Origin of the sequence: Mycolicibacterium llatzerense (assembly GCF_000878195.1) — a bacterium.
Classification (GTDB): Bacteria; Actinomycetota; Actinomycetes; order Mycobacteriales; family Mycobacteriaceae; genus Mycobacterium; species Mycobacterium llatzerense.
Map to the genome: position 1 here is coordinate 75874 of NZ_JXST01000009.1, position 22183 is coordinate 98056.

Annotated in this window: 21 protein-coding genes and 1 pseudogene; 19 read left to right on the plus strand and 3 right to left on the minus strand. The window is 64.8% G+C overall.

Going from position 1 to position 22183, the window contains the following annotated elements:
* The first annotated feature begins 51 nt into the window (after nucleotides 1-51).
* Nucleotides 52-516 carry an RrF2 family transcriptional regulator gene (locus tag TL10_RS08415; protein WP_043392559.1) on the plus strand — a complete coding sequence of 155 codons (465 nt, stop codon included), beginning with the start codon at nucleotides 52-54 and terminating at the stop codon, nucleotides 514-516.
* 54 nt (nucleotides 517-570) lie between these two features.
* The gene (locus tag TL10_RS29510) at nucleotides 571-1716 is read left to right on the plus strand and encodes a hypothetical protein (protein ID WP_052506347.1); all 1146 of its coding nucleotides are present in this window, start codon (nucleotides 571-573) and stop codon (nucleotides 1714-1716) included.
* On the opposite strand, the gene TL10_RS08425 is transcribed toward TL10_RS29510, so the two are convergent.
* Nucleotides 1650-2450, minus strand: coding sequence for a crotonase/enoyl-CoA hydratase family protein (locus tag TL10_RS08425; protein ID WP_043392561.1), 801 nt, complete (start codon nucleotides 2448-2450; stop codon nucleotides 1650-1652). The two genes, TL10_RS29510 and TL10_RS08425, sit on opposite strands and share 67 nt — an antisense overlap.
* Before the next feature lie 258 nt (nucleotides 2451-2708).
* On the opposite strand from TL10_RS08425, the gene TL10_RS08430 reads away from it, so the two are divergent.
* The 12 genes and pseudogenes from TL10_RS08430 to TL10_RS08485 all read left to right on the plus strand — a co-directional run bounded on the left by TL10_RS08430 (nucleotide 2709) and on the right by TL10_RS08485 (nucleotide 14311).
* Nucleotides 2709-3356, plus strand: coding sequence for a TetR/AcrR family transcriptional regulator (locus TL10_RS08430; protein ID WP_043985343.1), 648 nt, complete (start codon nucleotides 2709-2711; stop codon nucleotides 3354-3356).
* Nucleotides 3357-3379: 23 nt separating this feature from the next.
* Nucleotides 3380-4216, plus strand: coding sequence for an MlaE family ABC transporter permease (locus tag TL10_RS08435; protein ID WP_043985344.1), 837 nt, complete (start codon nucleotides 3380-3382; stop codon nucleotides 4214-4216).
* Between the two features lies 1 nt (nucleotide 4217).
* Nucleotides 4218-5075, plus strand: a complete 858-nt coding sequence (locus tag TL10_RS08440; RefSeq protein ID WP_043985290.1) for an MlaE family ABC transporter permease — start codon at nucleotides 4218-4220, stop codon at nucleotides 5073-5075.
* 77 nt (nucleotides 5076-5152) lie between these two features.
* Nucleotides 5153-6593, plus strand: a pseudogene (locus TL10_RS08445) (MlaD family protein).
* A complete protein-coding gene (locus TL10_RS08450) occupies nucleotides 6590-7639 on the plus strand; it encodes an MlaD family protein (RefSeq protein WP_043392567.1) in 1050 nt (349 codons plus the stop codon). The pseudogene TL10_RS08445 and the gene TL10_RS08450 overlap by 4 nt, the downstream one beginning before the upstream one ends.
* Nucleotides 7640-7737: 98 nt before the next feature.
* The gene (locus TL10_RS08455) at nucleotides 7738-8700 is read left to right on the plus strand and encodes an MCE family protein (RefSeq protein ID WP_267884334.1); all 963 of its coding nucleotides are present in this window, start codon (nucleotides 7738-7740) and stop codon (nucleotides 8698-8700) included.
* Nucleotides 8697-9887 carry an MCE family protein gene (locus TL10_RS08460; RefSeq protein WP_043985291.1) on the plus strand — a complete coding sequence of 397 codons (1191 nt, stop codon included), beginning with the start codon at nucleotides 8697-8699 and terminating at the stop codon, nucleotides 9885-9887. Before TL10_RS08455 ends, TL10_RS08460 begins: the two co-directional genes overlap by 4 nt.
* A complete protein-coding gene (locus tag TL10_RS08465) occupies nucleotides 9884-10999 on the plus strand; it encodes an MlaD family protein (RefSeq protein ID WP_043985292.1) in 1116 nt (371 codons plus the stop codon). The genes TL10_RS08460 and TL10_RS08465 overlap by 4 nt, the downstream gene beginning before the upstream one ends.
* A 50-nt stretch (nucleotides 11000-11049) precedes the next feature.
* A complete protein-coding gene (locus TL10_RS08470; RefSeq protein ID WP_234711399.1) occupies nucleotides 11050-12258 on the plus strand; it encodes an MlaD family protein in 1209 nt (402 codons plus the stop codon).
* Nucleotides 12259-12283: 25 nt separating this feature from the next.
* Complete coding sequence (locus TL10_RS08475) at nucleotides 12284-12928, plus strand: Rv1363c family protein (protein WP_043985293.1); 645 nt, start codon at nucleotides 12284-12286, stop codon at nucleotides 12926-12928.
* On the plus strand, nucleotides 12925-13515 hold the full coding sequence (locus tag TL10_RS08480) for an Rv1363c family protein (RefSeq protein ID WP_043985294.1): 591 nt from the start codon (nucleotides 12925-12927) through the stop codon (nucleotides 13513-13515). The genes TL10_RS08475 and TL10_RS08480 overlap by 4 nt, the downstream gene beginning before the upstream one ends.
* Nucleotides 13505-14311 (plus strand): hypothetical protein, encoded by an 807-nt coding sequence (locus TL10_RS08485; RefSeq protein ID WP_043985295.1) that lies wholly within the window; start codon nucleotides 13505-13507, stop codon nucleotides 14309-14311. The genes TL10_RS08480 and TL10_RS08485 overlap by 11 nt, the downstream gene beginning before the upstream one ends.
* A 2-nt stretch (nucleotides 14312-14313) precedes the next feature.
* Here TL10_RS08485 and TL10_RS08490 read toward each other — a convergent pair whose 3' ends face one another.
* Nucleotides 14314-15474 (minus strand): BTAD domain-containing putative transcriptional regulator, encoded by a 1161-nt coding sequence (locus tag TL10_RS08490; protein ID WP_043985296.1) that lies wholly within the window; start codon nucleotides 15472-15474, stop codon nucleotides 14314-14316.
* A gap of 447 nt (nucleotides 15475-15921) precedes the next feature.
* On the opposite strand from TL10_RS08490, the gene TL10_RS08495 reads away from it, so the two are divergent.
* Nucleotides 15922-16116, plus strand: a complete 195-nt coding sequence (locus TL10_RS08495; RefSeq protein ID WP_043985297.1) for a hypothetical protein — start codon at nucleotides 15922-15924, stop codon at nucleotides 16114-16116.
* On the opposite strand, the gene TL10_RS08500 is transcribed toward TL10_RS08495, so the two are convergent.
* Nucleotides 16113-17009: a LysR family transcriptional regulator gene (locus TL10_RS08500; protein ID WP_043985348.1), complete on the minus strand. Its 897-nt coding sequence runs from the start codon at nucleotides 17007-17009 to the stop codon at nucleotides 16113-16115. The two genes, TL10_RS08495 and TL10_RS08500, sit on opposite strands and share 4 nt — an antisense overlap.
* Nucleotides 17010-17086: 77 nt before the next feature.
* Here TL10_RS08500 and TL10_RS08505 point away from each other — a divergent pair, with 77 nt between their 5' ends.
* From TL10_RS08505 to TL10_RS08520, 4 genes are all read left to right on the plus strand, one after another.
* Nucleotides 17087-19423, plus strand: coding sequence for a CehA/McbA family metallohydrolase domain-containing protein (locus tag TL10_RS08505; protein WP_043985298.1), 2337 nt, complete (start codon nucleotides 17087-17089; stop codon nucleotides 19421-19423).
* A 40-nt stretch (nucleotides 19424-19463) separates the two neighbouring features.
* Nucleotides 19464-20492, plus strand: coding sequence for an ABC transporter substrate-binding protein (locus TL10_RS08510; protein ID WP_043392610.1), 1029 nt, complete (start codon nucleotides 19464-19466; stop codon nucleotides 20490-20492).
* Nucleotides 20493-20560: 68 nt separating this feature from the next.
* On the plus strand, nucleotides 20561-21298 hold the full coding sequence (locus TL10_RS08515) for an ABC transporter ATP-binding protein (protein ID WP_043985349.1): 738 nt from the start codon (nucleotides 20561-20563) through the stop codon (nucleotides 21296-21298).
* The gene (locus tag TL10_RS08520; protein WP_234711401.1) at nucleotides 21288-22130 is read left to right on the plus strand and encodes an ABC transporter permease; all 843 of its coding nucleotides are present in this window, start codon (nucleotides 21288-21290) and stop codon (nucleotides 22128-22130) included. The genes TL10_RS08515 and TL10_RS08520 overlap by 11 nt, the downstream gene beginning before the upstream one ends.
* The last annotated feature ends 53 nt before the right edge of the window (nucleotides 22131-22183 follow it).

Genomic DNA, 22183 nt, shown 5'->3' on the forward strand with positions numbered 1-22183 from the left:
TCGCGGCCGGTTTATTTGCATCAGAAATGACGATTCAAATAGCCTGGTCGGGTGCGGCTAACCGGTTTCAGTGACGTCGGGTTGCGGATCTTGATCCGGCTCGCCGCCGAAGACGGTCAGCAGCGGATTTCGACGCGCCAGATCGCCGAGGAGATGCAGATCTCGTACACGCATGCGACGAAGGCATGCGCGCACCTGGCCGCTTCCGGGTGGCTCGACGCCGACCGCGGCCGGGGCGGTGGACTGGCCCTCACGGCAGCCGGCCGCGTGGCGCGGCTTGGCGACGTCGTGCAGTCGCTGGAAGACGACGGCGACACCGAGCTGGTCGATTGCAGCGGACTCGATTGCCCGCTGCAATCGGCGTGCCGGCTCCGCTCGGCGTTGGCGCAGGCGAAAGCGGCGTTCTATGCGTCGCTGAACACCATGACGGTCGCCGACCTCGCGCAGCCGCCGACCAGGAATCTGCTCATCAGCCTCGGTGCGCTGGCCGCGCAGATCGATTCCCGTTCCGATTGAACCGAATGGCTCGCCAATTCGTGGTGCCCATAACCGCTGTGCAAGGGGACCACGATGCAACTTTCCGCACGCCTGCCCGCTGACCTCGCGGCAACCGCCGTTGCCCTGGCGGTCGTCGCACCACTGATACCGGTCGCCCCGACCGTCGAGCATTCCGCGCCGCCGACCGTGACGCGGGAAATCCGTTTGGCCGCAACGGTTCCGCCAGGCGGGTTGATCACCAGTTTCGTGCAGAACCAGGGGATCTACTGCTCGATCATCTGTCCGCTACTGGCGCAGACCGTCACAACGGGCATCACGACGACGCTGCTGGAGCCCGGCGTGTTCCTCGCGGCGCTGCCGGCGAACGGTCCGCTCAAGGCGCTCGGCATCGCCGGCGCGTCGATGACGGGGCCCACCGCGGCAGCCATGGATCGCGCGATCGATGCGGATGCGGCCATTCCCGCAAAGCGGGCGCTGAACGCGTTCGAGGTCGCAGTGGTGGGTCTGCTCAACATCCCGCCCGCGATCACGGGCGGTCCAGGGGCCGTCTTGAACGCGTTCCAACAGTTCCGGCAGCAGACGTTCGACGCGCTCAACGCGCCCGTCGTCCGGAATCCCGAGCCAACCGTCCAGCCGCGCGGCGTGTTCCAGGTCGCGGTGATCGGCGTCATCAATGTCGTTGCGGCCGTGATCTTCCCGGCCTTCAACGACTTCCTCGCGGGTGCATTCCACGTGCCCGACGCCGTCGCTCAGGAACTGGCGAAAAGCGGTAACCCGGTGCGCGCCGTGATGGCGGGAGTCCAAACTGCCGTCGGAGTGGTGACCGCGGCCGGCACCGTCATCGCGAACACCATCGTCACCGAGGTCAACAAGGTGCGCGCCGCGGCCATGCAATCCGCCGCTGCTGTGCCGGCGGCAGCGCCCAAGGTCGTCAGCACCTCGGCTGTGGCTCCGACGCTGCCGACGTCACTGCCCAAATCCAAGAAGACGGAGCTGTCGACACCGATCGACGACGTGAACAAGTCGACGCCGCCGAAGCCGCGTGGTCAGGTCCTCAACCCGCTGGCCGGTCTGGCGAAAGGGCTGACGAAAGCACTGACGCCCAAGCCGAAGCCGAAGTCCAAGACCGAGTCAGACGGCAAGTCCGTGGTTCAGTCCAACGACCGCGGCGCCCAATCCGGACTGCCGTCCCGCCCGGCCTTGCGCGCCAATCGGTGATTACGCCCTCGAAGCAGTCGTAGCTGCAACAGCGACTCGGTCCAGAACGCTGACCGCGGCGTCGACGTCCACGTCGAGTCGAACAGTTTCTTGGTGGCGGCCAACGCGTCGGGGGAGCGCTCGACCAGCTGTGCGGCCAACTCCTCGGCTGCTGCCAACGGGTCTTCGGCGACCGATGTGACGAGTCCATAGCCCAGTGCCTCGGTCCCGGAAAACACCTCTGCGGTCATGGTCAGCCGTTTGGCCACATCCATCGGCAGGAGTTCGCGCAGCGTCACCGACCCGGTCATGTCGGGGATCAGTCCCCACCGGGCCTCCATGACCGACAGCTTGCAATCCGGGGTCGCGATCCGGAAGTCCGCGGCCAGGGCAACCTGCAGGCCACCGCCGTAGCAATGGCCGTGTACTGCCGCGATCACCGGAACCGGCAGCTCGCGCCACGCCCAGCAGGCCTGCTGGAACAGGTTGGTCTTCTGCCCGGGGAACTTGCCGAAGTTGCGCACGGCGCTCAACCCCTGCAGTTTGGCGCCGGCGAAGTCCAGTCCGGTGCAGAACGCGCGTCCGTCGCCGCGCAGGATCACGACCCGCACCGAACGGTCGCGGGCCAGCTGGCCGGGGACGGAGGCGAGAGCTTCCAGCATGGGCAGATCCAGGCTGTTCATCTTGTCCGCCCTGTTCAGCGTCGCGTAGGCGATGCCATCGCGAATGTCGACAGTGATCCGGTCCGTTGTCATGGACGCAGGATAGTGCGGCCCGGGCAGTACCACGGCATCCGCCGGGGCTGTGCGTTTTTGGTGAAAATGCAGAAACGGCCACATGGCTGCGAGGGTCGCCCTACTGTCCTGCGGCAGTGCCTCCCTGCGATTTTCAGCAAACCCCGTACCGCGCGGCGTTTACTGGCGAGACAATTCATTCCGTTTCGCGAAGAGTGTGTCCCAAACCGGAATCGATACGCTACTGTGATCCGCGTGACAGGCGAGGCGCGGGCGACCATGGCGGAACGCCAGCGCGCGAAACGCGCTGAGCTGGTGCGCGAAGAGGTCATCGAAGCTGCCTTGGCGGAGTTCGCCGAGCGCGGGTATCACCAGACCTCGATCAGTCACATCGCCAAGCGGCTCGGGTCCGGTCACTCGATGTTCTACCGGTACTTCGAGAACAAGCGCGACATCGTCGATCACGCGGTGCGCCAGGTCAACGCCCGTGTGCTCGCCGCGATCGGCGACCCGACGCCGGGACGGTTGGCATCCATCACCGAGTTCCGCGACCACCTGCTGGGTATCGGCATGGCCTACAGCGAACTGCTGGCCGACGAGCCGCGCCTGATGCAGTTGATCGTGGTGCAGGCGGCGGGCGTCGATCAGCAGATGACCGAGGAGTTTCAGCGCCTCTTCGATGACGGCACCCGTGTCCTCGTCGCGATGCTGCGCGACGGCATCAAGCAGGGCTACATCCGGGCCGATGTCGATGTCCGGGCCACCGCCCAGACGATCTGCGCCATCCCGTTCGGCATCGCCCTGCGTTATGGGCAGAAGCCGAGTCGTGAGGAACTGCTCGCGCAGACCTTCGCAAGCAACGAACTGGTGTGTCGTGGCATCGCCACCGAGTGGCCGGAATCCGGCCGGGAAGCAGCCGCGCTGTGACCGACCAAGCACAAACCGGAGGGCTGGCGAAGTGGCCGGCGATCAACGAGGCCATCGAGTGGGTGCGCCGTTACCTGCAGAACCATCCGATCGCGTCGCTGAGTACCGCGGGCGGTCAGATCGTGCTCGGGTTGCGGGCCTTGGAGTATCTGTTCCGCGACATCGTCAAGCGGACTTTCCAGTGGCGCGAGTTCCTGGATCAGGCCGCGTTCATGGCCGGAACCGCCTTCACGCCAACGGTTCTGGTGACCATCCCGATCAGCGTGACGTTGTCGATCCAGTTCGCCCTGCTGGCCGGCCAGGTCGGTGCGTCGTCGTTGTCGGGTGCGGCCACCGGTCTGGTGGTCATCCGGCAGGGCGCCCCGCTGGTCGCGTCGCTGTTGCTGGCGACGGCCGTGGGTTCGGCCGTCTGCGCCGACCTCGGATCGCGCACCATGCGTGAGGAGATCGCCGCGATGGAGGTCATGGGCGTTTCCCCGATCCAGCGGATGGTGGTGCCGCGGCTGGTCGCACTGGTGCTCATCGGTGTGCTGCTCACCGGCGTCACCAGCTTCGTCGGGTATCTGGCGAGCTACATGTTCAACGTGTACCTGCAGAACGGCACCCCGGGTTCGTTCATCGCCACGTTCTCGTCGTTCTCGACGGTCGGTGACCTGGCGTTGGCCATGGTCAAGGCGATCGTCTTCGGCGTGATCGTGGCGGTGATCAGTTGCCATAAGGGGCTCGATACCCGTGGTGGTCCGGCCGGTGTGGCCAACTCGGTCAACGCCGCGGTGGTCGAGTCGGTGCTGCTGATGATGATCGTCAACGTCGTGATGAGTCAGCTGTACGTCATCATCTTCCCGAAGACGTCGATCTGACATGGCAGCTCCCTCAACATTCACCCCGGGTCTGCTGCGGCCGGTCGCCGCGGTCGGCAACGGGCTGCTGAAGGCGGCCGGGCGTACCGGTCACATGGTCGAGTTCTTCGGCAGGGTGGTGCTGGCCATGCCGACGATGTGGGTGCGCTACCGCAAGGAATTCCTGCGGCTGCTGTCGGACATCACGTGGGGTAACGGCTCGATCGTGGTCGGCGGCGGCACGCTGAATGTGGCTGGGGTGCTGGGCATCACGGCCGGGGCGCTGGTGGCGATCGAGGGCTACAACGCGCTGAACCTGTTGGGTTTGGGGCCGGCCACCGGTCTGGTCTCGTCGTTCGCCACGACGCGAGAACTTGCGCCGGCGATGATCGCCATGGCCTTCATCGCGCAGGCCGGCTGCCGATTCACCGCGCAGCTGGGCGCCATGCGGATCAATGACGAGATCGACGCGCTCGACACCCTCGGGATCAATTCGGTGGCGTATCTGGTGGCCACGCGGGTGATGGCCTCGATCGTCGCGGTGGTGCCGCTGTTCCTGGCGTCGTTGGCCCTGGCTTACCTGTCGTGCCAGCTGGTCAGTGTGATCGCCGGCCAGTCCACGGGCACCTATCTGCATTACTTCGGTCTGTTCCTGGAGGGCCGGGATGTGCTGTTCGCGACGATCAAAGCGGTGGTCTTCGTGTTCATTTCGTCGACCATGCAGTGCTACTACGGCTACTTCGCCTCAGGTGGTCCGGCAGGTGTCGGGGTGGCGGCCGGTCGGGCGATGCGCGGCAGTGTCACCGTGGTGATGATCGTCAACATGCTGCTCACGATGGCGCTGTGGGGCGTCATCAGCGGCGCAAGGTTCGGTGGCTGATGGGTAACTCTTTCGATCACGACCCGCGCGGCTCGACCGACCGCAAGCTGGGCGTCATCGGCACGATTTTCGCAGTCATCGCCGCGATCGCCGCGGTGCTGATGGTGGTCAAGTCCCAAGGCAAGCTCGATGATTTCATCCGGGTCGACCTCAAGCTCATCAACATCGGTGACGGTCTGCCGGAGCGTTCGGATGTGAAGTTCCGCGGCGTCATCGTCGGCATGGTGTCGAGCGTGACACCCTCGCAAGCACGGCCAGCCGAACGTGGTGCACGTCAACATCCAGCCGCAGTTCGCGCCGCAGATTCCCGACAATGTGACCGCTCGCGTGGTGCCGGCGAACCTGTTCGCGGTGTCGGCTGTGCAGCTGGTGCAGAACGGCAGCGGCGCGCGGCCCATCCGTTCGGGCGATGTGGTCATGGAAGACCAGACCTTGCCCACGGTGCTGTTCCAGAATGTGCTGGCCAAGCTGCGCCAGCTGCTCAAGGCGGTCGGTCAGTCACCCGACGCGAACAACGTCGGTGTCTTCGCGGCCATCTCCGAGGCCACTCACGGCCGTGGGCAGAAGCTCACCGATGCCGGCGGTGGTCTCAACAGGGTTATGCAGCAACTGAATTCGGTGGTGGCCTCTGACGACACCGGGCCGACGACGCTGTCGGCACTCAAAGCGGCATCCGAGAGCCTGCGCACGGTGTCACCGGATCTGTTCGCCGCATTGGACAGTTCGGTCAAGCCGATGCGGACGCTTGCCGAAAAGCGTTCGCAGTTGACCAATTTCCTCACCGGTGGGCTGCAGACCACGGGAACACTCCGTGATGCGTTCGACCACCAGATCGACCGGATGATCCAGGTCAGCACCGGCCTGACACCGGGGCTGGGTGTGATCGCGGACCATGCCGGCGAGTTCCACGGTATTTCGACACGGCTGCAGGCCCTCGCGAACAAGGCATACGACGAAGCCTGGAACCCGGAGACCAACCTGTTGACCGTCAAGGCGGTCATCTCGATGAATCCGTCACGGCAGTACACCCGGGCCGACTGCCCGCGGTATGGGGCAATGGAGGGGCCGAGTTGCCACACCGCGCCGGAAACCCCGACGGCGCCTGACCTCATCCCGGGGTTGGCCTCCATGGGCATGGCCCCGCCCGCATGGGTTCCCGAGAATTACCCCAACACCGCTCCGCCGCGGTTCTCGGTGCCGATCGTGCCCGATTTCCCCGGGCCGCCGGACCCTGATGCGCCCCCGGCACCTCAGGCGGCGCCCGCTCCGGGGCCCCAGGCCGTGCCGGCCCCCGCAGGGCCACCGCTGCCCGCGGAAGCCGGCGCACCCGCCCAGATTCAGCAACAGTCCGCGCCGCTCTACGGCGGAACAGTCGGGCCGGTCGGTAGCGACGTTGAGAAGGATCAGTTGAGCAAGATCGTCGGTGGCCCAGCCACATCCGCGACCCAACTGTTGCTGGGTCCCGTTACCCGCGGGCAAGACGTACAGGTCACTCCGATTCCGGAGGGGCAGCGATGAAACTGAAACGCACCACCGTCCTGTTCTTGACCCTGTTTCTGGTCTTTTCGGTCGCGGTCACGTGGATGGTGTTCGCCACCTTGCAGCGCAACATCGCCGGGCCGACCACGAGCTACTCGGCCATGTTCACAGATGTATCGGGCCTGGCCGAGGGCGATGACGTCCGGGTGGCCGGCGTTCGGGTGGGCCGTGTCGACAAGATCGACCTGACCTCCGACTATCGGGCCAAGGTCACCTTCCAGGTGCACAGCAACCAGACCCTCTACACCAACACGCTGGCCTCGGTGACGTACCAGAACATCATCGGGCAGCGGTACGTCGGACTCAGCCAGGGCGAGGGTGAAAAGCGGAAACTGCCTGCCGGCGCGCAGATTCCGGAGAATCGGACCAATCCGTCATTCGATATCTCGTACATGCTCAACGGTTTTGAGCCGCTGTTCACCGAGCTCGACCCGAAGCAGGTGGACAACCTGACGGGCGCCATCATCCAGGCGTTCCAGGGCAACCAGGGCTCGCTGTTGACGTTGACCACTCAGGCCTCCGTGTTGACGCAGACGCTGGCGGGTCCGGATGCGGCGCTGGGCGATCTGATCGCCAACCTGGACAAGCTGATGACGACGCTGGCCAAGCAGAGCCAGAACCTGGAGACGATGCTGAGCCAGACGTCGGCGTCGCTGGCGGCGTTCAATGGTCGGCGTGAGGAACTGCTCGCTTCGGTGGGGTCGATCACTGCGAATGTGAATCGGCTGTCGCAGATCGTCAACGCGATCACCCCGAACATGCAGCAGTTCATCGCCCGCGATCCCGGCTTCTTGAAGTACAGCACCACCGATGGAAAGGCCCGGTTCGGCTACATGATGGCCAACGTGCCCCTGCTCTTGAAGGGTCTGAGCCGGATGACGCAGGACGGCAGTTACCTGAACGCGTATCCGTGCGACGTCGACTTCGCCTTGTGGCGCGGCCTGAAGCAGTGGTTCCAGAACTTCGTCATCGCCGCCACCCCGGGTAACGGCAACGAAGTGTGGCACACGGCGGTGTGCCGATGAGCGGCCTGTTCGGTGGCCCACTGCGCCCGGCGAACATCCCGGGTGGGCGCCAGCGAGTTCTCGAGGACTACAACAAGTTCTGGCTCGGCGTCATCGGTTTGACGGTGATCGTCGTGATGGTTGCCACGGTGGTGCTGATCAGCGTGCTGGACTTCGGCAGGAAGCAGTACACCGCCGAGTTCGCCCAGGCCGCCGCCATCAAGTCGGGCAATGGGGTGACGATCGCAGGCATCCACGTTGGTGAGGTGCAGGACGTCGCCCTGGCCGGCGACCACGTGGTGGTCACGTTCAAGGCCGACAAAAACGTGCGACTGGGGTCGGAGACCCGCGCGGCGATCAAGCTCACTACCATTCTCGGTTCGCGCTATCTGGAGCTCGCCCCCGCGGGCTCCGGTGAATTGCGAAGCAACACAATCAAATTGAGTCACACTGAAGTGCCGTATGACCTGCAGAAGACGCTGGAGGGCGCGACCAGCACCCTGGCTCCGCTGGATGCTGACCGGATCGCCGAGTCGGTGCGAGTGATGAGCGCCAGCCTGCAGGGCCTGCCCGACGCTCTGCCGCAGGCGCTGACCAACCTCAATTCCCTTGCCGGCGTGATCCAGTCTCGTCGTGATCAGCTGGGCACGCTGATTTCCAACGCGGACACGATCGCGGCACTTCTGCATCGGCAGAAGGCCGATCTGGGCGCATTGGTGTTGCAGGGCAACCACATTCTCGGCGAAATCACCACGCGGCGGGCGGCGGTGCAGCGCCTGTTCGACGGGGTGACATTGCTGGCCGACCGGGCGAATACGATTCTGGGCGATGAGCCGCAACTCGACGCGCTGATCAACAGCCTGCACGATTTCGCCAAGATGCTGGCCGACCATGATGCGCTCGTGCGCAGCATCCTGCAGAACGCACCGATCGCGGCGCGCGACTTCGCCAACATCTTGGGTAGTGGCAATGCTGCGGATGTGACGCTGTCCGGTGGTCTCATGGTGGATTCCTGGATGTGCGCCATCAGCGGCCGGGCCCGGCAGTTCAACATCGTCGAGTACTTCAAGGACTGCAAATGAGTAAGCGTGCCTTGATAATCGGCGTGATTGCGGTTGTTGCCGTTGTCGGCACGGTCGTGGCCGCGGTCCTGGTGGTGCCGCGATTCTGGCACCGTGACATCAGAGTGACTGCGCACTTCGAGGACGCCGTCGGGCTGTATCCCGGCAACGCGGTGTCGGTGCTGGGTATGCAGGTCGGCAGGGTCGACACGGTGGAGAACAAGGGTGGCTATGTCGAGGTCGTCATGGACATCGATCGGAAGGTCCCCGTCCCGAGCGACGTCGTGGCCGCAACCGTTTCCGCCTCGATCCTCACCGACCGGCATATCGAGCTGACCCCGCCGTACCGTGGTGGCCCCAAGCTCCGCGACGGCGACCTGATCGGAATTGGAAGCACCAGGACCCCGGTCGAATTCGACCGGACCCTGGCCATGATGGACAAGCTCGGTACCGCCCTGCGCGGTGATGCCAAAGGCGGTGGACCGCTGGGTGATCTGGTGAATCTGGGCTCCCAGATCTCGGCGGGCAACAGCGACCAGATCAAGTCGACGCTGACCAAATTGTCCGAGGCGCTCAAGGTCGGGCCTGACGGTGGTGCCAAGACCCAGCAGAACCTGCAGCAGATCATCCGCAGTGTCTCGGATTTGACCCAGTCGGCGGCCGACAACGATGCCGCCATCCGCACCTTCGGCAGCAACGTGCACCAACTCAGCGACATCCTCGCGGACCAGAACCTGGGATCAGGGCGCACCGGCGCCAAGGCCAACGAGATCCTCCAGCAGGTGAGCGGTCTGCTGGATCGGCACCGGGATCAGCTGAAGGGCGCATTCGGTGACCTGGACACGATGACCAAATCGCTGGCCGACAACAAGCGTGAGCTGACGGAGACCATTGACGTGCTGCCACTGACGCTCGACAACTTGTACAACGTCCTGGACCCGGTCGGCGGTAGCATCCGCGTCCACCTGTTGACCGACAAGGTGATTCTCAACAACAACCTGAACAAGGAACTCTGCAACTTGATGGGCCTGAAGCAACTCGGTTGTGCGACAGGCACATTGCAGGACTACGGGCCAGATTTCGGCCTGGGTTCGATGCTGGACTTGATGGGCAACGGTATCGGTCCGTCGGGTCAGGGCGAACCGCCCAAACCCGGCGCGAAGCCGGCACCGGCCGCACCCGCTACACCGACAGGGCCGACACGATGATCAGTCCCACTTCTGTACTTCGCGGCGCGCGCTGGACCGTTGTGCTCGGCGGCGTCCTGCTGATGACCGGCTGTGCCGCAGGCCTCGACAGTGTGCCCTTGCCCTCCCCAGGTTCGAGTGGGCCGACGTACTCGTTGAATGCGGTATTCACCGATGCGCTGAATCTGCCGGCCAAGGCGAAAGTCCGCCTGTACGGCGCCGACATCGGTGAAGTCACCTCTATCGATGCGCAGGATTTCACCGCCAAAGTGGCCATGAAAATCCGCAAGGATGTGCCGCTGCCGGTGGGCAGCACCGCCGAATTGCGTGCTGCCACGCCATTGGGCGACGTGTTCCTGCAAATTCGTCCGCCCTCGCGCACCGACGGTGGGGCGCTGCTGCACAGTGGCGACACCATCCCGCTGGCGGACACGGCGTCCGCGCCGACGGTCGAGGAACTGCTCAATTCGCTGGCGATGCTGGTCAATGGTGGTGCCGTCCGTGCCTTGACGACCGACGTCAACGGTGCCGGCCGGGTCGTTGGGGGCCGCGGGGAGAAACTGGCCGGGTTGATCTCGGAAACAAATCAGTTCTTGTCGAAGATGTCGGCGCGCTCGGCGCAACTGGATTCGACATTGCGCAGTACGTCCAACATGGCTGCCGAAGTGGCCAATCACCAACAGACCATCGACACGGCGTTGTCGGCCGGCGGCCCGGCGATGGCCGTCATCTCCGACAACACCACTGCGATCATGGATGTGGTCGACAACGTCGGCCGGATCACCCGGCAGCTGGCCAAATTCCCGTCGATGCAGGGCACCGACACCCGCAGCCTCATCGCCGACATCAACAAGCTGTCACAGGTCTCCAACGACATCGTGTTGGACCCGAACCTCACGCTGACCGCGTTCAACCGACTGATCGGCGTCGTCGTCAAGTCCACGAATTCGGCTGCGCTGCATGGACTTGCGTCAGTCGAGAAGATCGCGATCGGAGCCCTGCCGGACAAGAACTACGCGGGTGACCCCGGCATCCACGGACCTGACGGCACCGACTGGCACCTGATGATCGGGAGCCTGCGGTACGAGTGGAACATGATTGTCGGTCGAGTCAACGGGGCCGATCGCCCATGATCACCCTTCTCAATTCCGTTCTGGCAGTGGTTATTCGCTTTGTCAAGGCAGTGGCCAGTCGCAAGATCTTGCTGGCGCTGGTCGGACTGGCACTGACCGCGGTGGTGGCCTTCGCCTACATCGCGATCGATGGCCTGCGGTTCAACCCGTTGCACCGGACCATCGCGGTGCGGATCTTGCTGCCCGAATCCGGTGGGCTGCTGACCAATCAAGACGTCACGCTGCGTGGCATCCCGATCGGCCGGGTATCAGCGGTCAATCTCACCAACAACGGTGTCGAGGCGGTCGCGTCCATTGACGCGTCTGCCCGCATCCCGAAAGACTCTCCGGTGCGGGTGTCGGGTCTGTCCGCGGCGGGTGAGCAGTACCTGGACTTCCGTCCCGACAGTGGCAATGGACCGTATTTGGCTGACGGCGCGGTTATTTCGGGCAAGCAAGCCAGCATTCCGGTGACGCTGCCGCACATCATCGACCACAGCCGCGGCGCGCTGGCGCAGTTGGACGCAGACAAGCTCGGCAAGATGTTCAACGAGCTGCATGTGACCAAGGACGGCCCGCGCAAGCTCGCCGCGATCCTCGACGGCGCCAGCTTGCTCGCGAACACCGTCGACTCAGTGCTGCCGGAGACCACGAGCATGATCCGCAGCACCCGGGTGGTGTTCGGCACTGTCGCCGCCGTCCGTCCGGGCCTGCAGGCGACGACCAAGAGCTTGGAAGCGGTGCTGGGCGGCGTGAACAAGATGGACGGCGGCTTCCGCACGTTGGTGGAGCGGGGTGAGCCGCAGTTGGCCACGCTGGACAACCTCATCGCTGACAACCGCCAGAATGTGGTGCAGATCCTCGGGAACCTGACCACGGTGTCGCAGATCATCTACCAACGAATCCCGGCGCTGGAGTACATCTGGCGGCCGGACCGCGATCCGTTCATCGACCGGTTCTCCGCCATGGTCCACGACGGCGGGATTTGGGCGCTGGGTGACATCTATCCGAAGTACCGGTGCGACTACGACCTGCCGCGTCACTCCCCATCGGATGCGAGTTTCCCAGAGCCGTACAAGTACACCTACTGTGAGGACAAGGATCCATCGCTGTTGGTTCGCGGCGCCCGTAATGCGCCGCGGCCACCGGGTGACGACACTGCCGGTCCGCCGCCGGGATACGACCCTCACGCGGTGACCGACAAGACCCCGCACTACCCGGGTTACACCATTGACACCCCATACGGCGGTCCAGTCATGCCGGTGCCTCTGCCGAATTGATGGGCCACGAGATACGCGAGAAGTGATGAGTAAACGAACTGCCAGTGCGGACGTCTTCGAGCAGGTGCAGGACACGGAGACCGAAGCCGCCGAGGCGACCGATTTGTCGGTCGAGCCTGATGCCGAGGCCGCCGAGGTGACGGAGGCAGATGCGGCCGCCGAGGCCACGGAATCGGCCGCGGCGACATCGAAGCGGAGGGTCGGTCTGGCCGCGCTGGTGTGCGCGTTGCTGTTCACGGTGTTGGTAGCGGCGCTGGGATTTCTGGGTTGGCGGCAGTACGAGCAGTACCGGCTCACCGAAGCGAGCGAGGCTGGGTTGCAGGCGGCCAAGGACTATGCCGTGGTGCTGACGACGTTGGACGCCAAGAACATTGACGAGAACTACCGCAAGTCGCTCGACGGTGCCACCGGCGAGTTCAAGGATGCGTACAGCCAGGGCGCCAACCAGTTGCGGCAGGTGCTGATCGACAACAGGGCATCGGGGACGGGCATCGTCGTCGCTGCGGCGGTGAAGTCGGCGACCCCCGACAAGGTCGAGGTGCTGCTGTTCGTCGACCAGTCGATCACCAACGCGAACAACCCGAGCCCGCGTATCGACCGCAACCGCATCGATATGACCATGGAGCGCAACGGCGACCGATGGCTGGCCAGCAAGGTTGAAATCCTGTGACTACCAAGGAAGCTGACGTGCCCGAAGGCGTCGAACGCGTGGATTCGGAAGAGGCGCAACCCGAGCCCGCCGGACCCAAGACCTACACCATTCGTCGCTCGATCTGTTGGGCTGTCGTGGCCGTGGTGATCGTACTGACCGCGGCCGCCGGCACCACGGGGTGGCTGGTTTTCGCCCAGCACCAGCGCGACGCCGAAGCCGCGGGGGCGCTGGATGCGGCACGCAGCTATGCCGTTCTCCTGACCACCACCGATCAGAACGCCATCGACAAGAACTTCGCCGATGTTCTCGGCGGTGCCACGGGCAAGTTCAAAGACACCTACAGCAAGGCCGCCGCGACCATGCGAAAGATGTTGATCGACAACAAGGTCAGCACAACGGGTGTCGTTGACGACGCGGCAGTCAAGGCCGTCCGCGGTGACGATGTCGACGTGCTGCTGACCGTGAAGCAGGACGTCACCAGCGCCGCGGTGAAAGACAAGAAGACCGACTACGTCAGTGTGTCCATGACGATGCGAAAGGTGGGGGATCGATGGCTCGCAGCCGACGTGATGCTCGCTGGGGCGGGCGGTAAGCGTGGCAACTAGGGTCCGGGCGGCGCTCGCCGCATTAGGTGCAACAGTCGTCGCTACGACGTGTTTCACAGGTCTCCCGACCGCACACGCAGCGGTAGACAGCTTCTGCGCCCAACTGGGCGCGGTCTGGGACGGCGGCGCCTGCACCGCGGTGGTGAAGTCCCAGCGCGAAGCGGAAATGCTGCTGTCACTGCGGGTTCCGGTCGAGTTGATCGACAACCCGACCGCCGGGCCGGTGCTGCGTGACTACTACACGCGGCTGTTCAACGGCTGGCGCAACACCGGCAATACCACGCCGCGCGACAGCAGTGCCCGTGCCGACTACGAGATCATTCCCGGGCCCGGTGGCCTGCAGTCTGTGGTTGTCCACGAGATTTTCGAGCCGTTCGGGATACAGGCCAACAACGCCTACCGATCGTTCGTCTTCAACATGAATACCGGACAGCGGCTGTATCTTCCGGACCTGTTCCGGCCGGGAGTCAATGCCAATCAAGCGGTTTCAGCGGCCGCGGCGCCGATCTTGCCGCCGATCCTCGACGCGGTACCGCCGCCGCATACGCCGGGCACCTACCCCTTCACGGTGCCCGAGTTCCAGCCGGATAGTGCTGGCCCCGGCTACTCAGGCAATTACCGCGCCTTCGCACTCACCGGCGATTCATTGCGGCTCTACATGCCCGATCAACCGATGATGCGCGAAGAGCCCACTCCTCCGGGACAACGCGTCTGGTCAATGGATGGCGGCACCGTCGTCGCCAACATTCCGCTGGCCGCATTGGCCGGTCAGCTGAAGCCGCAGTACGGCGGCTGAGGTCAGGTCTCAGACCGGTCGCCGGCCTCCGCCGTGGCGGGCGGGCAGGTCTCAAAGACGAACAGCTGACCACCGATTCGAATGGTGTCGCCGTCGTGGAGTTCAGCCGTGGCGCGGATCCGTTCGCCGTTGACATGGACTCCGTTGGCGGACCCGAGGTCGGTGATGATGTGAGTGGTGTCGGCGTTGTTGATGACGGCATGGTGCCGGCTCACCTTGTCGTCGGGCACGACGAGGTCATTGTCGGGATGCCGTCCGATGCGGGTGGCCGACCCCTTGAGTTGATGAACGTGATCACGCACGTCGCGTAGGACAGCGGTGACGCGGCTTATCAGGGTGGTCGCGTCGGGTTCGAAGGCGATGATTGTCTGGGCGGCGGCCTGCGCATTTCGTTGTACGTCGAGCGGTTCCTGTCGCAGGATTTGTTCATACAAGGTGCGCAGTGCTGGCGCGGGGTCGATGCCGAGGTCATCGGACAACGCGGTCTTGAGCCGGTGGTAGGTGTCCAGCGCATCGGATTGGCGGTCGGTGAGGTAGTAGGCCGTGACCAGCTGAGCCCACAGCGGTTCGCGGTAGGGATGCTCGCCGACCAGGGTTTCGAGCTCCCGAACGATGGTATGAGCGCGGCCGCAGGCGATTTCGGCTTGGGCGCGCGCGGTGTGCGCCAGGATCTTGTCCTCGGCCAACTCACTGCGCAACACATCGGTGAACGCAAAGTCGCGGAGGTCGTCGAGGACGGGGCCACGCCATTGACGCAGTGCGGCGGTGAGGTGAGTGCTGGCCGATTCGAAGTGTCCGGCGGCCACGGCGTTGATCCCGGCTTGTTGCTCAGCGGCGAACCGCGCCAGATCACTTTGTTCGGTGGTGATTTCGAGTCGGTAGCCATTGGGTGCGGTGGACACGACGGCGTGCGCGTCGACGCCGGCCTGGGTGATGATGCGGCGCAGATTCGACACGTACGCACTCACCGAGATCCGTGCGGCAGCCGGCGGTTCGTCTGCCCAAATGGCTGTGATCAGATCAGCGGCGCTGACCGCGCGGTTGGCGTTCGCGATCAACATGGCGAGCACCGCGCGCTGTTTTGGCGTGCCAACCTGAATCGGTGTGGACCCGACGCTCACCTGCAGTGGACCCAGCACACCGAACTGGATTTCGTGTCGCACGGGTAAAGCGTTCCATACCCAGCTGACTCAGGCCGGGCGATTCAGGCACACAACCGCGGCACCGTACGGAGCCTGCTGACGCCATCGGATCAGAACGATTCGAAACATCGCATGGAAGTGCCTGGACCGCTGACTTCCTGCAGGTCGGAACGGGTCCCGTCGGTGGCGCTGCCGCAGCGTGGACGATGTCGCGACGTCTGGGACACACCCGATTTGGCCGATCGTGAGTGTTACGTTGCGGGCCGTTACGCAGGCCTGCAAGGGAAGATGGATGGTATCGGCACCCGCACGCGGTTCTGGCGCGCTCCGCTCGAGCAGCGCGCCCACAGTAGTTCGTCCGCGCGACGCGGTCAGTGCTGAACGCCACCGACGCGATCGCCGTGAGGTGGCCCGCGCCACGCTGCTGGCGGCATTGCCCGTCCTGAGCCTGATCGCCGTGGTGGTCGGTTGGGAGGCCGCGGTGCGGCGTTCAACGACACGATCCGCTTTCGCCACGTCGTCATACCCGCGGTCACCTTCGGCCCCGGCGACGACGGATGGGCGGTCTATGACGAGAGTATCGGCATCGACACCATGGTCACTGCGGTACAGGTGCTCGAAGCTGCTGTGCGGGAGTACTTTTCGGTCGCCGGCCTCGCTTAGTGCGACGCCAGGTGTTCGTGGACGCAGGCAATGAACGCCTGGCACGCCGCCGAACGCAGGTGCGATTGCGGTGCGACGAGATGCACCCGGCGCTGCATCTCGACGCCGGTGACGGGACGCAGCGCCAGGCTGGCATCGGTGTCGGCGCGGGTGCGTGCCACCGACTCGGGCAGCAGCGCCACGCCGAGGTTCTGACGAACGAAGTGGACAACTTCATCGACGCGGGTGACTTCGAAGGCCACGCGTCGCGGTACCTCGGCGAAACCTCGGTCGGTTTCGTGGCGCAGGCCGTATCCGGGCGGAAAGTCGATGAACGGCAATGCCGCGAGCTCGGTGACCGATACCGTTCGGTGTTTGGCCAACGGGTGATCGCAGGGGATGACCGCGATCAACGACTCGGTGAACAGGTGCGTGAAACTCAGCTGATCGGCTGCCCTGGAGACGTTGGAGCCGACGATGGCCGCGTCCAGCTTGCGGTCGCGGGTGGCGGTCAGCAGCACGTCGCTGCCACCACTGCGCAGCGTCACGCTGACATCGGGGTAGCGGGAGTGGAATGTCGCCATCAGCGTTGCGACGTCAAGGCTTTCGGAGGGGACCTCCATCATGCCGACCGTGAGGCGTCCGGTGACGATGCCGCTGAGTGCTTGGGCATCGACTTTGATCTGGTCGAGTCCGGCGACCACCTGGTGCATCAGCGGCAGGAGTGCCTCGCCCGCCGGGGTCAGCGAGACCGACCGCGTCGTGCGTTCGAAGAGTGTCACGCCGAGCTCTTCCTCGAACTTCCGGACCTGCTGGCTGAGCGCCGATTGCACGACGAAGGAACTTTCGGCGGCCTTCGTGAAGCTCTTGGCCTCGGCCAGGGCAACCACATAGTGCAACTGCTGCAGATTCATCATTCTTCACTTTCGGTGATCAATCGCATCATATCTATTCGTTGGACTCCTAGGTGAGTAGCCGAGAGGATGGGTCGATGTCGCGTGCGATTCCGCTTCGTCCTCAAGGTCCGTTGGCTAGCAATGACTGCTCGGTGGCAGCAGTGCGGGACGCCATCACCGCCGAATTCGACGAGCTGCCTTTCCTCGGCGAACTGCAGTGCTCACACGCCACGGTGGTCGCCGGCGCACTGGAAGAAATCGTCTTCACCTACACCGTCGGGCGGTCGGGTATCGCCGACAGCGGCTGGCTCAAACTGTGCTTCCGCTATTACTCCGACTGGGACCTGCAGACCACCGATCCTGCCGCCCGCGACTATGCGAGCGCGGAGCTGGTCAGCCGGTCACTGGTAGGACGTGCGTCCGAGGCAGGCGCCGCCACGGTGCAGCAGTTGGCCGTTCGCTACGACGTCAAGGGCGGTGAGCGGCCGTTCCAGAAGTCGCTGCTGATCCACGCCGTCGACGGCTACCTGCGTCCCGGTGATGTGATCGAGATCCGGCTGGGGGACCGGCGATTCGGAGGTCCCGGTACCCGCACGCAAACCTTCGTCGAGGACGAGTTCGAGGTCCATCTGTTCGTCGATCCGTTGGGGACCTCGCGAATGGCCCGCGCCGGCGTCAATCGGCTCGCCGTGGTGCCCGGTGCACCGGAGCGCGTGGTCGTCCACGGCCCGCGCGTCGTGCGCAGCGACAGCGAGGCGGTGACCCTGCGCGCACACTTGCAGGACCGCTGGGGAAATACCTGCGCGGGTATCGCCACCGAACTGTGGGCCCAGGTTGACGGCACCACCGTGGCCCGGGCGAGCACGCCGCACACCGGTTGGGTGAGCGCGTCTCTCGCGATGCCCGCGCACGCTGCGCACATCCGGGTCCTCGCTGACACCGAGGCGGATGTGTCGCCAGGGGAGACCAGGCTCGACGTTGTCGACGACTTGCCCGGACCCCGTGGCTTCTTCTGCGACCTGCACGTGCATTCCAACGACACCGTCGGCACCCAGGACACCGACTGGAACCTGCGCTATGCCCGCGATATCGGGGCACTCGACGTTGTGGGCTACACCGCCAACGATTTTCAGATCACTGACGATGCCTGGATCGACGTGGTCGCCGCCTGCCGGGCCATCTCGAACGAGGGCAGTCTCGTCTGCTTCCCGGGCGTCGAATGGTGCGGCACCGCAGGTGTCGGCGGCGATCACAACGTCGTCTTTCTCGGCGAGGACACCACGCTCGCGCGTTCGCTGGAGTGGCACCAGGGGATGGCGAGCACCGTGCCGACGCCCCAAACCTGGCCCATCACCGAGCTTTACGCCGCGTACGAAAAGGACCCGGATTCCTATCTGCTGATTCCGCACGTGGGTGGCCGGCGCGCGATCCTGGACTGGCACCACCCCGAGCTGGAACGGCTGATCGAGGTGCACTCGACCTGGGGCAGCAGCCCGTGGTTCCTGGAGGATGCACTGGCCCGCGGACTTCGCCTGGGTGCCAGTGCGGCCAGTGACGAACACCGTGGCCGACCCGGCGGCGGCGCACCAGGAGCGAACATCTTCGGCGGATTCGGCGGTCTCACCGGGGTTCTTGCGCCGGCGCTGACCAACGCGGAGGTGGGCCGCGGTTTGCGTGCGCGCCGGACCTGGGCCACCACCGGAGCGCGCGCGGTGGCGCTGTTGCGCAGCGGGGATGCCTGGATGGGCGACGAGATCGACACGGAAGCAGACGAATTGAGCGTCAACTACGCGCTCTATGGAACTGCGGGCTGGGACGAGATCGCAATCTATGACAGCGCCGGGCGAGTCTGGCAGCGCGATCTGCATGCCGAGACCGGGTTGTCGAACGAGCTCGTTCGGATCCGGTGGGGTGGAGCGCGTCACCGCGATCGCTACCGGTGGGCGACCTGGTCGGGTCAGCTGCGGGTCGCAGGAACCGAGGTATCGAACGTAACACCATGGGCAGCAACACATCCTGAGCAATCATTCGAGTTTTCCGGTGACACGGTGAACTGGCGGACCACGACGTACGGCTCGGATATCGGCATCGTCGTCCGGTTGGCCGATCTCGCTGCGGCCCGCTTCCACCTCCAGGCTTCGGCGCATGAGGACGACCTCGACGTCGACCGCGAATTCTCGGGCGCTGAGCTGATCCGCGATGGTCATGTTGAAACCGCCGTGGGAGGCCTCAACTTACGGGTACGTGCTGAACGCGTGGCTGAGTTCTCAGCGCTCCCCACCACGGTGACCGGCGACCTCGTCTTCGATCTGCCGCAGGGCACCAGCGCGACGTACGTGCGCGCCACGCAGTCGGACGGCCATCAGGTTTGGACCAGTCCGCTGTTCGTCACTCGTTCGAGCGGCCAGCCGCGATGTCCGGCGACGGCCTGACATTGCACCCCACCCTGCTCGTCCGAAACCAAGGAAAACTGTGTTCTCTCATCGATATCTCACCAAGCTGATTGCGCTGGGTGCTGCGGTAGGCGCCATCGCGGCGGTGACCGGATGCTCGCCATCGACCCAGTCGGCGTCGTCTGCGCCCGTGCCCCTGCGACTGGGCTACCTGACTCGCATCACGCACGCGCCGGCGCTCGTCGGCATCAATGACGGATTGTTCGCCCGGGAACTCGGGCCCGGAATCACCTTCACCGCGCAACCGTTCAGCGCCGGGACCGAGGAGATCACGGCGCTGTTGTCCGGCCATCTCGACGCGGCCTATGTGGGGCCCAATCCCGCCTTCAACGCCTGGCAGAAATCGAAGGGCCAAGCCATCAAGCTCATTTCGGGAGCCGCGAGTGGAGGTACCTCGATGGTCGTACAACCGGGCATCACCTCAGCCCAGGATCTCAGGGGCAAGACGGTCGCCGACCCGGCGCTCGGCGGCACCCAGGACGTCAGTCTCCGAGACTGGCTTGCGAAGAACGGATTGCAGACCAACACGCAAGGCGGGGGTGATGTATCGGTCAAGCCGACCAACCCCGAATCGGCCATCGTCCAGCAGTTCGTCAGCAAGCAGATCGCCGGCGCGCTGGATTCCGCGCCGTTCGATATTCAGATGATCAAGGCCGGCGGCGTGCGGCTGTGGTCGGACCCGAACACCATCACCGTGCTCGTCGTGCGCCAGGACTTTCTCGCGGCACATCCAGACGCCGTGGCGGGGCTGTTGCGCGGCCAGGTCCAGGCCAACGACAAGATTGCCGCGGATTCCGCATCAGCGGCCCAGTCCGCCAACGCCGCGCTTGCGAAAGTCCTTGGCAAGGGCCTGGATCCGGGCGTCTTGACGGAGTCGTTCAAGGAGACGACGTTCTCCAACGATCCCGGGATCGCGTCGTTGCGTGACCAGGTGAGCAAGGCCGTCGCAATCGGTCTGTTGCAGCCGCTCGACATCAACGGCCTGTTCGATCCGGCTCCGCTCAACGCGGTGCTCTCCGCGGCGGGCAAGCCGGCGGTAGCGGCGTGACCCGCTGCGCGCAGCCCGGTGAGTTCCTCGTGACAGTTCCTCCGCCGCCTCCGGCACCGCGGGTGGCGTTGGAACTTGCCGAGGTGACCAAGCGCTACGGAAAGGGCCGCACGGCGGTAGCGGCCTTGGACACCATCAGTCTGACCGTCGCCGAGGGCGAATTCGTCTGTCTGGTGGGTAGTTCCGGTTGCGGCAAGAGCACGCTGCTGTCGATCATCGCCGGTCTGGATGCACCCTCGAGCGGAGCGGTCGAGAACTATGGCCGCCGGGTCGCGTTGATGTTCCAGGAGCCGGCGTTGTTCCCGTGGCTGACTGCCGCAGCCAACGTCGATCTGGCCCTGAAGGCACGCGCGGTACCGCGGGGTGTGCGTCGTGAACGCGTGGCACGACTGCTGGCCACAGTCGGATTGAGTGATTTCGCGGACAAGCGTCCACATCAGTTGTCCGGCGGGATGCGGCAGCGGGTTGCCCTGGCCCGCGCGCTCGCTCAGGACGCCGACGTGCTGCTGATGGACGAGCCCTTCGGTGCGCTGGATGCGCTGACCCGTGACCTGCTGCACGAGGAACTTGAGCGGATCGTCGAATCACGCGGATTGACCGTCGTTTTCGTGACTCACAACGTGCGGGAGGCCGTTCGCCTGGCGGACCGGGTGATTCTGCTGGGTTCCCGTCCAGGTCGCATCGTCGAAGAATTCCCCGTCCCGGTACCCCGCCCTCGTCAGATCAATACCGCGGACGTCGCGGAGTTGGCCGCGCACATCACCGCCCGGCTGCATGAGGAAGGAAACGGTCGTCGTGGTCAGTAGCACAGTGACCACGACGCCTCGGTCATCACGCCGCAACTCGGTTCGGTTGCGGCCGTTGGTGGCATCGGTGTGGGCGAAAGCGTTGGCGCTGCTGGTCGTGTTGGGTGCGTGGCAGCTCGTCTATCTGAGCGGTTGGAAGTCTTCGGTGGTCTTGCCCAGCCCCGCGACAGTCGGTGTCACGCTGTGGCGGCAGCTGCACGACGCTGCGCTGTGGGAGGCAGTTTCGACGACGATGGGGCGGGCGCTCGTCGGCTTTGGGCTGTCCCTGCTCCTCGGCGCTGTCATCGGCGGCATCCTGTCCCGAAACAAACTGCTGCGCAATACCTTCGGTCCGCTCATCACCGGTCTGCAGACCATGCCGGCCATCGCATGGTTTCCCTTCGCGATCATCTTCTTCGGTCTGAACACGTCGGCAATCCTGTTCGTGATCGTCATCGGCGCCGCTCCGTCGGTGGCGCTCGGCGTGATCTCGGGCGCCGATCTCATTCCGCCGCTCCAGTTGCGTGCGGCAAAAACCATGGGACTGAGGAACTTCGCGCTGCACCGCCACGTCATCCTGCCGGCGTCGCTGCCGACATTCATCAGTGGATTGCGACAGGGTTGGGCGTTCGCGTGGCGCAGCCTCATGGCGGGTGAGCTCGTAGTGATGGTCGCTGGAACCGCATCGATCGGGGTTCTGCTGGAGAACGCACAGAACATGAGTGACATGCCGCTGGCGATCTCGGTCATGATTGTCGTTCTGTTGATCGGCATCGTCGTCGACTCGATCTTCGGCGTGGCGGACAGCCAGATCCGGCGCTATTGGGGCCTGGTCGACGGTGACCGCGAATGACCAGTGGAGTACACCCGTTCCGCCTCTGGGCCTTTGGCGACGCTCATGTGGGT